The organism is Nonomuraea sp. NPDC059007 (assembly GCF_042740555.1).
Classification (GTDB): domain Bacteria; phylum Actinomycetota; class Actinomycetes; order Streptosporangiales; family Streptosporangiaceae; genus Nonomuraea.
This window is the reverse complement of record NZ_JBHYJD010000032.1, coordinates 115,743-125,295: the sequence shown is the minus strand read 5'-3', so window position 1 is coordinate 125,295 and position 9,553 is coordinate 115,743. Positions and strand designations below refer to the sequence as shown.

6 protein-coding genes are annotated in these 9,553 nt (G+C 63.2%); 1 reads left to right on the top strand and 5 read right to left on the bottom strand.

Annotated features, from left to right (window positions below; translation table 11 throughout):
• Positions 1–450 precede the first annotated feature (450 nt).
• Positions 451–1,383 carry a tyrosine-type recombinase/integrase gene (locus tag ACFWY5_RS39230; RefSeq protein ID WP_379637814.1) on the top strand — a complete coding sequence of 311 codons (933 nt, stop codon included), beginning with the start codon at positions 451–453 and terminating at the stop codon, positions 1,381–1,383.
• Here the strand turns inward: ACFWY5_RS39230 and ACFWY5_RS39225 are convergent.
• The 5 genes from ACFWY5_RS39225 to ACFWY5_RS39205 all read right to left on the bottom strand — a co-directional run bounded on the left by ACFWY5_RS39225 (position 1,361) and on the right by ACFWY5_RS39205 (position 9,542).
• Positions 1,361–2,074, bottom strand: coding sequence for an HAD family hydrolase (locus tag ACFWY5_RS39225; RefSeq protein WP_379637813.1), 714 nt, complete (start codon positions 2,072–2,074; stop codon positions 1,361–1,363). The two genes, ACFWY5_RS39230 and ACFWY5_RS39225, sit on opposite strands and share 23 nt — an antisense overlap.
• A 620-nt stretch (positions 2,075–2,694) precedes the next feature.
• Entirely contained in the window at positions 2,695–3,225 is a 531-nt protein-coding gene (locus ACFWY5_RS39220) for a DNA-processing protein DprA (protein WP_379637812.1), read from the bottom strand.
• 474 nt (positions 3,226–3,699) lie between these two features.
• The gene (locus ACFWY5_RS39215) at positions 3,700–5,553 is read right to left on the bottom strand and encodes an ATP-dependent helicase (RefSeq protein WP_379637811.1); all 1,854 of its coding nucleotides are present in this window, start codon (positions 5,551–5,553) and stop codon (positions 3,700–3,702) included.
• A 2-nt stretch (positions 5,554–5,555) separates the two neighbouring features.
• Positions 5,556–7,457, bottom strand: coding sequence for an ATP-dependent endonuclease (locus tag ACFWY5_RS39210; RefSeq protein WP_379637810.1), 1,902 nt, complete (start codon positions 7,455–7,457; stop codon positions 5,556–5,558).
• Positions 7,458–7,592: 135 nt separating this feature from the next.
• Positions 7,593–9,542, bottom strand: coding sequence for an N-6 DNA methylase (locus tag ACFWY5_RS39205; RefSeq protein ID WP_379637809.1), 1,950 nt, complete (start codon positions 9,540–9,542; stop codon positions 7,593–7,595).
• Positions 9,543–9,553: the final 11 nt, after the last annotated feature.

Below are 9,553 nucleotides of genomic sequence, written 5' to 3'. Positions count from 1 at the left end.
GTTGCTACGAAGGATCACGCGATGGCCGTTCTCATTTCACGACGCCACACCTGTTGACCAGGTCAAACTCGTACACCACTTCCGTGGACGCAACCGTCGCTCGAAAGCCCAAGTCCAGGAGCTTCCGTACCAAGGGTCTCGCGGAGAGCTTCCTTTCAGACCTGAGGCAAGCAGCCAAGGTTGGCGAGCCCTTCGACATGACAACCTGCCTACCCGCCTCGATGTCCGCGCGGGAGCCTGAGCCAGCAGGGCTGTTCTCTCGTAGAGTTCGCGCAGTCCTATGTCGTGAGTCGCTGGCGAGGGATGGCTCCTCGGACTCGCGAGACAGTGGTTTACGCGCTCTTGTCGCTGATTCCAGCGCTCGTGGAAGATCTCCCGGGTGAACCCCACAGCGACGCCATTCGTACGGTCCTGCGTACGCACACGCTCCTCCCTGAGGCCCGGCGTGCAGTGCTCGATGATGACAAGCTGGTATCACTCAGATGGTTGGAGAAGGCATCGTTGCCGATGGCTGATCTGGCTCAAGCCCGGGTCCTTCGCCGCGGCCTGGACGCCATCTCGATCACCTTCGCCGGCGTCGACGCTGCGGCGAACACCATCCGACGCAAGCGCGCGGTCTTCCACCATCTCCTTGAGCATGCGGTGGAGCAGGAAGTGTTCACGAAGAACCCGCTCGATGAAATCAAGTGGACTCCACCGAAGGCCGTGAACGTGGTCGACCCGCGAACCGTCGTGAACCCCACGCAGGCGAGGCAGCTCCTGGACGCAGTCCCCAAAGTTGGCCGAACTCGCGGCCCCCGACTGCGCGCCATGTTCGCCTGCATGTACTACGCGGCCCTGCGACCGGAGGAGGCCGCCGACCTGTGTGAGCTGAACTGCTCGCTACCAGATGCCGGTTGGGGGCTGATCACGCTGGAGAAGGCACGACCCCAAGCGACGAAGCGCTGGACCAACTCGGGGGACACCCACGAGTCTCGAAGCCTCAAGCACCGAGCGAAGAAGGAGACGCGCGAGATCCCCATCCCTCCTGTACTGATGGAGATCCTTAAGGAACACATTAAGACGTACGGCACGGCTGCCGATGGCAGGCTGTTTCGTACCTCGAAGGAGGGCACCTACTCCAGTTCTGCCCACTCATATGTCTGGAGGGAAGCTCGGGCGCTTGCCTTCACACAGGTGCAGGTGGAGTCACCATTGGCTGCCAGGCCGTACGACCTGCGCCATGCCGCACTGTCCCTGTGGTTGAACGCTGGCGTTCCTGCACCTGAGGTCGCATTGCGTGAGGGCAACAGCGTGGAGGTCCTCCACCAGACCTACGCCAAGTGCCTCGATGGGCAGCGCGCCACGATCAACAACAAGATCAACGGTGCGCTCGACGAGTAGCCGAGCGTTCGAAATCTCGGGGCCCCGGTCGACGATTGGGGCCCTTCTCGCATGCCAGGATCGCCATGGCGTCGAGCACATCCGCGACCACGTGATCGGCCGGTTTGCTCTGCCTAATCCGGCTGCGTCGATCGATCCAGATCGTCTGGAGGCCAGCGGCCCGTCCACCCTCGATGTCTGCTTCCGGGCTGTCGCCGATCATCCATCCGCCATCCTTGAGTGACAGCCCGCATCGACGTGCAGCAATCTCGAAGAGCTGCGGGTCGGGCTTGCGGACTCCCTCGATGCCGGACAGGGCGTATCCGTCGACGAGATCCACGAGCCCAGTCTGCTCGATCTTGCCTTGCTGGTTGTCCGCGGTTCCGTTGGTGATGATCCCGACTCGCCATCCGGCTGTGCGTAGCCTCGTCAGACCCTCCTTCACCTCGGGACGGCATCGGACGAGCTGAGGCATGCGCTGGCGATAGCCGGCCCACAGTGTGAGTGCCGGGATGGGGAGCTTGAAGCGGTCGCGGACCTTGGCGAAGAAGAGCTCCCGGTGGGGGAGGCCGTTGCGATCGAGGGAGATAAGCCACTCGGCGCCCTTGCGGCCCAGGCCGTGCTTCTCGGTGAACTCCTGGACCCACACGTGGAAAGCGGCGTCCAGATCGATGAGGGTGTTGTCGAGATCGAAGAGCGCCAGTTGCTGCACGTTGCGTCACCCTAGCGATTCAGTGGAGCGACCTGCGGAAACACCATCAAGATCATATCGGGAATGTATCGCGATCACTGGCCTACGGCTGCATATGACTACCTTCGGCTGCCTCTGCCCTGTCATCGGTTCCTGTCGGCGGACACCAATAGGTGCAGGTCAGAACAGAAAACGTCTGGTCAGATAAGTGCCCCCGGCGGGGTCCAGCCCAAATATGCACCTAAGCCCCAATGTGCTCGCATGCCGGGAGCTGACGATAGTAGAACGCTTTCAGCTGAGGAGTACCCGCTGATTAAGAGTCAGCGGATCTTGGAATTTCGGCGTCCGGCTGGGTGCCTGGAGGTCCATCCACGGTCTGGTTTGTCCACGCCTCCGCCAGTGTCCGTCCGGGGCCGTCCGCACCCGTCCGCGCCCGGCATTTGCCGTCCGAGCACCCACCGAGCATCCGTCCGAAATAGATGTCCGTAAATCACGGGCGTCCTGAGCACGCTTCGCGGGCCGGTTCCGAGGCCCACGCCGATCCCGGATTGGCGGAACTTCGTCGGAGGTAGCCGATGACCTACATCGACTTCACGGTCACGCGACAGCTTGCTGGGCAACACCCCATTTGCAAGCCCGAATCAGCCACCCCACGCGAGATCGAGGATCTCCGGAAGTGACTCGGGGCCTGCGTTGAGCTGCTCGATCACGTCCTCCGCGACCACGAGCAACTCGCTCATACTCGACACCACGTGCACACCAGGCTTCTTGGCAAACTCACGCGCCCACTCATGCTCGAGCAGTCGATCCAGGAGGATGACCGGGCGCCCGTGCTCGAGTGCCAGCCGCGCCTGGACGCATGCGCCGCTCCTCCAAGATGCCTCCACCACCACGGTGGCCGCTGCATAGCCGCTCATCACGGCGTTCCGCAGCGGGAAGTTCTTCCGGTTCGGCGGCGCGTCGGGCCAGAACTGGCTGAGCACCAGCCCCTCATGGCCGATCCGCTCCTGCAGGCGCCGGTTCTCCGCCGGGTAGAACTGGTTGATCCCGGTGCCTACGACTGCCACGGTCCGCCCGCCCGCCTCCAGCGCCGAGCAGTGGACCGCCGCGTCGATCCCCTTCGCCAGGCCGCTGATCACGGTCACGCCGTTGACGGCGAGTTCCCGCGCCACCGCCGCGGCGATTCGCAGCCCGCCCTCGCTGGCCTGCCGGGCCCCACGACTGCGATGGCGCGTCGATCGGCGAGGAGTCTCCCGCAAGAGAACAGGATCGGCGGCACCTGATGAATACCGCGCAGCTGACTCGGATAGGCCTCGTCGACGCACGTATGAACTCCAAGGCCGGCCTCCTGCCATCGCTGCACCTCAAGCGCGGCCGCCGCAATCGCCGACTCCAGCAGATCGGCCTCGGGGAAGAGGGGTTCCTGAGTGCGCAGTCTGTCGGCGAGCACAGTCACCGCACTTCCCCTCTCCAGGACAGCCAGTCCGACCTCCGGCCACCTGACGCCGCGATGTTGTAGCAGCGCAACGAGTGCGGCAGGTTCTCTCAACTCTGGGCGCGTGTCACGGTGGCCTCTCCCAGCCAGACCTCCACCTCTCAGGTATCGCCGAGGGCCTCGACAATCAACGCCAAGTGAGATCTACTCGTCACGCAGGTCGCGAGGTTTCCCGAATTTCCTTAGCCTCCAGCCGACGGAGCATGTCGCCGACGATGCTGGACACACCGTAGGCGTTCCGCGCACCCCACGAGGTTTCCCAATACTCACCGTAGAAGAGCAGTGCGGTCACCTTCGCGCGAGTGAGCGCCACGTAGAAGGCCCTCCTCGCCTCGGCGAGCTGGTTGGGAGTGGGTTCAAGATGTGTCCGGCGCTCCCCAGACCACACGCGGTACGGCATCACGCCCTCGACGAGGCCGGGGAGGAGGACGAAGTCCCACTCCCTGCCCTTCGCAGAGTGGTACGTCGTCACGGTAACCCTGCCAACCCGAACGGTGCCCGCTGCATCACCAAGGCGAAGAGCGTGAGCAACCGCGGCGCCCGAGAACTCGCGGATCGCTTTACGCTCGTCTCGAATGGGGCTGGCAGCGGCGATCGTGTGGAGATCGAGAGCCTCTACCAAAGCGGTTAGCCAGGGTCCCAGGAGATCATCTGGATCTCGCGTCTTGAGCGCGTCGGTGAGCTGACCTCTGACGACCTTCATTGGGAACTCGGGCAGATCACTTGAGCGACGCAGTTTGTTGTAGGAATAGGCCAGCTCCGAAGCGGTGCACACCTGATTGATGTGGTGAAGCCGCGCATCTGACGGCTGCGGCCCGAGGACCGTTCTCGCCGCGCAGTCGCGGATGAAGTCAGCCAGCTCACCCTTGGGCAGTCGTTCATCCGACTCGAGCACGTGAGGGATACCGGCTGCAACAAGCGCGTCTCGAAGCGGTGCCCGCACGAAGCTGTTGGGGTACAGAACGGCGATCGAGTGCAAGGCGCTGCCAGCCGCAGCCAGGTCATGGATCTTTCGGGTAACCAGATAGGCATGATCTTCGAGACCGCCTGCGACGGCAAGCGGCTCAACGAATCCGGCATCTTGGCGGCGGACATCCGCCCGATGGGGCCGTGATTCGTTCAGGGCCAAGTGACTGGCCGCAATGATTGCCTGGCCACACCGGTAGTTGATCTCCAATGTGACGTGGTGGAAATCGTCGCGGACCGCGAGGCTCCATAGATACCGTGGGTGAGCACCTGCGAAGGCCATCACAGTCTGGTCCGGGTCACCGAACGCAGCGATCTTCACCTGCTCCTTGTCGTGGAGATGTTCGACGAGTGCGTGGAGCACTGGACCGAGATCCTGGTATTCGTCGATGACAAGCCACGGAAACCTGGAGCCGATCATTTTCGAGATATTCGGGTGCTCTCGCAGGATTCGTAGCGATACCGCCGTGATCAAGTCGAAGTCCCAGAGACCGGATGCCAGGAGCCGTTCGTCGAAGAGCCGCGCGAACTCAAAGAGGTGCGCGACGTCTTCATCGTGCTCGCCTGCTGCCGCAACGCGCCGCGCCCGCGTAAGCTCCGAGCTGTTTGGATGGAGTCCGAGATCGCTCTTACAGGACTCCAACACCGCCTTCCAGGGGTTCGACCCCTCGTCAATGATCGACCCTGCGCTCGGCGCGGGTATACCGACCAGCAGACCATAGGGGCCGAGGATGTTTCCGAGGCACCAGGAGTGCAGGGTGCTGCAGACCAGTTGCCGCTCGGGCGTGATGCCAAGCTGCCGCAGCCGCATGGCGATTTCCCGTGCCGCAGGGCGCGTGTAGGTGATGGCGGCGATGCTCTGCCAAGAGGACACTTCTCCTCGCTCGAGGAGCCAGGCGATCTTGGTGACGAGGGTTCGCGTCTTCCCGGAGCCAGGACCTGCCAGGACAGCTAGGTTGCCGGGATGCGCTACCGCTTCCTTCTGCTCGTCGTTGAGCGCGACCAGCTCATGGGCAAGGTGCGATGACGGGGTGGTCACGCTTACTCCAGGAGCTGAGCGGCACCCACGATGGGTGCGGAGGTGAGTCCGTGGCCGCGGACCAGCCAGGAGATACGGTCCATGGCGGCCAGGAGGTAGCCATGAGGACCTTGGTCGATCAGCGGCGCCTCCGACTGGACGCGGGGGTCCAGAGCCGCGCGTTCGACGTGTGCGGCCAATCGTTGTGCGAAGCGCCCCTTGCTCACGTCACCGATCCGCCGGAGGATCTCTTTGCGATCGTTCTCACCTGCCGAGCCGCTCCTGAACGCCTGGACGGCGTTGCCGAACTTGTCGACGAGGCTTCGGGAGCTCTGCAGCTCCGCGTGTGCGGCAATCATTTCGGCGCCTACCAATGAAATGATGTCCGTCTCGAGCGTCGTTTCGCCGACGAAGACGTCATCGTCGGCGATTTCCCGGCGGAGAGACATGGGGCTGACGTCGTCACCTGCGTCGATCATGGACTTCACAGCGGCGGTAAGGCGGACTTGGTCGGCGACGCCGGAGTTGAGCGTCGCACCTCTGACCAGGCCTGAGAGCGTGTACTTGCCGGTCTTGTCGTATGGGTCTCCATCGGTGATGACCACGTGGGGGATGTCGAGCGCGGCGGCGCCAAGCAGCTTCCGGTACGGCGCGAAGTTGACGCCTTCGATGTTGGCGACGATTACCCCGTACGAGTCAAGGTCGAATCCGAAGGCAGCGGCCAGGGCCGGAATAAGGTACACCTCGGAGGGACCTTCCACGAGGATCGCGGCCTTACAGAACAGCAACTCCGCTCGACTGACGGTCAGGTAACGTTCCAGGTCAGCCCGTTCCAGATCAGTGATGCCAAGAGCGGCCGTGGTTGCGGCGACCGTGCTGCCGTCCAGCTGCGACCGGAGGAGCACCAGGGAGTTCAGCGAGGTGACAGCAGCGATGTGCGGGCTGTGCGTGGTAACGATGACGACCGGGTCCATGCCCAGCAGATATCGGAAAAGCTTGCGCTGAAGCACCGGATGGATATGCGCCTCTGGTTCCTCCACGCAGAGGACGAAGTGCAGAAGCGGGTCGTCCTTGTCGCCTCTCCGAGCGGCCAACCGTTCGAGCAGCAGCGTGAGGTAGATGACGTTCGCCGTCCCCGTCGAGGCGTCGTTGATGCTCCGCGTGCGTGTTGGATCGACGAACAGCCGAATCGCCCGAACCAGGCGCGCCGGGTCGCTGGAGGCAAATCCGAGGGTAGGAGTGACATCAAGCTGCGGGCCCGCCATGTTCGCGACACGCGTCCTGAGGTCGCTCGCGATGCCGGTAATACCAGTGTCTTCGGCGAGGATGTCCATGGCGGTCTGGATCGTGGTTGTGGCTGATGTCAACGCGTCGGATGCCGGCGGTCTGGCGTCCAAGAGATCCTGAAGCGGCGAGCTCCGGCGGGAGAGCTCGGCAACTGCATCCCGCAGGGGAGGCAGGACTGCGGCGGACACGCCTCGCCGGATATGTTTCGCGGAGCCTGCGTCGTCCAGGCCTCCGACGATGTCGAAGATGTAGTCCCGGACGGTCAGCGGCCTGTCGCTGCTCTCCGTCCGCGGCCTCCAGATATAGGTGATTCTGGCGGTCAGCGGCTCCAGGTTGACGATGGTGCCGTCGAGGAGTCCCTGTGTACGCGGGTCGGCGCTGAAACCCGTTAGGTCGATCTCGACCCGTACCTCGACCCCGTCGGCGACAGTTCCGTCGCCGAACTCACAGACGTCTTCCGCCCGGAGATTGCGTGCGCTATCGGGAAGGTCTGGATCGAGCGCGAGCCGTAGGGCATGCAGGAGATTCGTTTTTCCAATGCCGTTCGGGCCCACGATCACGGCGTCCTGCGGGAAGTCCGCGATCTCGAGGTGGGCGAAGTTGCGAAAGTTACGGATGAGAACTCGACTGATGCGCATAGTACCGGTCCTGTCTCGCGGCGTGGATCGTCACGCGGCTCTCACGGCCCCCATCCGATGAGAACAGCCACGGTACTCAAAGTAGAACGTGAGCTGGATTCACGGAGGGGAGAACCGGTACTGGCGTCAATTCGGCTACAGCTGCGCCCCCATGATCTCTCTGAGCCCCAGCTGCATCAGCGTCTCGGCCTGCGACGAGGCTTGGCGGATCGCTTCCTCGAACTGCTCCAAAACCTTGAATGCCTCACCGATCCGTCGTTGCTCATCCAACGGCAGGCGCGGGATTTCAATACGGCGAATGTCGGCTCGTGAGGTGCCCGATTGGCCACGGCTGGGCGTGGATGCACCGGCAAGGCGAAGGAAGGCCGCGAGGCAAGCTGGGTCGATGCGCTCTCGATCAACCCGGAAGGCGTAGAGCCCTTGACCAAGAATGTCCCCTCCCGTCTCCACGACCTTGGCGACCAGCGTGCGCCCTCCTGCGGGCACGACGACGTCTCCCACCTCCAGCATCACCATGCCGGCAAAGGGCGCGATACGACCGCTCGGCAAGCTGTTCTCGACGACATCGGCCACCGTAAGGAGCGTCAGCTTGCCCGGCCTGGAGTCTGACTTCGGAGCTTGCAGAATAGTGATTGCCCCTGCGCGGACCTGTTCGGCAACGGTGGTCTTTGGGATGTCCACGTGCGTTGCATGGATTGCCCTAAGACGAGTTACCGCCCGCTGCAACTGATCGACTGAACCAGACATTTCATTCAGCAGCGATTTGAAGTCGCGCTCGTCGGAGGTCGACTGCAGGACCCCCTTTTGCCGGGCGGGTGTCAGATCAACTTCATCATCCAGGAGGTCGATGACCGCGACGGCCCCCTCGACGTTGGTATCGGTCGCCATTGCGAATGCGTGCCAACGTTCGAGGACGATGCCCGTAAGCTGATCTTCGGAAACGTCAGCTAGGTCGAGCATCAGGACGTGTGAGGCAACAGGGTCTCCAGGCGACGGCCGTCTCAGGACCCACAGGTGAGGAGCGCTGAGGGCTCCGGGAGCTGTGCCGACGGGCAGCGCAATAACTGCGCGCAGCGTTCCCGTCCGCAGCAGCTGAGCTCGGATACGGCGCCCAGATCGCCGGTTGGCTGCGGTCGGTGGCATGACGACGGCCATGTGCCGCCCAGGCTTCAGGTGATAGAGGCCGTGTTGTACCCATGGAAGCTCAGGTTCACCGCGCGGCGGTAGACCATAGAGCCAGCGGACATCGGAGGTCAGTTCGTCATAGCCCCAGTTGCGTTCTCCGAAGGGCGGGATGCAGGCGACAGCGTCGGCTTGTAGGGAGGCGAAGGCGTCATGACGGACGGCGTCACCTGCCTTGATATGGCCTCGGTGGCCATGAAGTCGGAGTCGAGCTGCCGAGATCTGGGCTGCGTGACTTTCGCGCTCCTGACCGTAGAGAGCTTCGGCGCCCTCTTCAGCGGCATTCATGAGAACTGACCCGAGGTTGCATGAAGGGTCGAAAACGATTCCGTTCGCGGCGTCGGCCAAGGCCACCATCAGCTGGGCCACATGGGTCGAGACTGTTGCGATGCGACGTGAGTGCGCCTCCAGGTACCGCTCGTACATGAAGTCGAAGATGTGGGCGGCGCTTTGGGCGCTCGCCAGGTCTGCGATGGCGCGCAGGAGACGAGCCTCTAGGACGGAGACGTGCTCTGTGGGCATGTCCAGAGAGGAGAGTTCCTGCGTCAGATGGCTAATCAGCTCCTCGTCAGGCTTCTTTGCGAGCTTTCTCCAGGAGTGAGACGCCTGGTCAAGAAAGACGAGGAATGCCCCCGCATGGCCTACTGCGTGCCCGAGGTGAAGATCTTCGACACTGGCCTTGATCTGCTGCCATACGCGTTCTTCCTCGGGGATTTCCTGGATCTTGCCTTGGCGGCGTAGCCATTCTTCGACGTGAGAGAGTGCGAAGAGCGGGTTGCTCGATGTACCGCCGACGGGTACTGGAAAGTCGTTGAAACGGCGTCGCCAGTTGCTGACAGCGGCGCGCCCTACCCCTGCCAACCGTGCGATGTCGGCCGCTGCGACCGTGGCGCTGTCGTGCATGTGTTTCCTAA